This is a genomic window from Agrobacterium sp. ST15.16.024, assembly GCF_027956545.1.
Classification (GTDB): Bacteria; Pseudomonadota; Alphaproteobacteria; order Rhizobiales; family Rhizobiaceae; genus Agrobacterium; species Agrobacterium cucumeris.
This window is the reverse complement of the sequence record NZ_JAQKGO010000087.1, coordinates 1-360: the sequence shown is the minus strand read 5'-3', so window position 1 is coordinate 360 and position 360 is coordinate 1. Positions and strand designations below refer to the sequence as shown.

The window sequence follows — 360 nt, the reverse complement described above, 5'->3', positions numbered from 1 at the left end:
CGAACGCACCGGCCTTGTCGGGCGCAACGGCGTCGGCAAGACGACGCTTCTGAAACTGATCGCCGGCGAATTGTCGCCGTCGGCGGGCACGGTTTCCGTTTCGGGCTGCGTCAACCTCCTGCGCCAGAGCGTACAGGTTGTGTCCGACGAGACTGTCGCCGACCTGTTTGGTGCGCGCGAGGCGCTGGACGCGCTCGCCCGTGCGCAGTCGGGAACGGCCACTATCGATGAGCTTGAGGACATTGACTGGATGCTGGAGGAGGAAATTGCCAAGGCGCTCGCGCAGGTCGGGCTGGACGCCTTGCCCTCCACGCCGCTTTCGGCGCTTTCCGGCGGGCAGCGCACGCGGGCCGCACTTGG

At 67.2% G+C, this 360-nt stretch carries 1 protein-coding gene; it reads left to right on the top strand.

Annotation, left to right across the window (positions count from 1 at the left end; genetic code table 11):
• Positions 1 to 360, top strand: a 360-nt coding sequence (locus PL640_RS25755) for an ATP-binding cassette domain-containing protein (RefSeq protein ID WP_271363898.1), incomplete at both ends; no start/stop codon positions are given.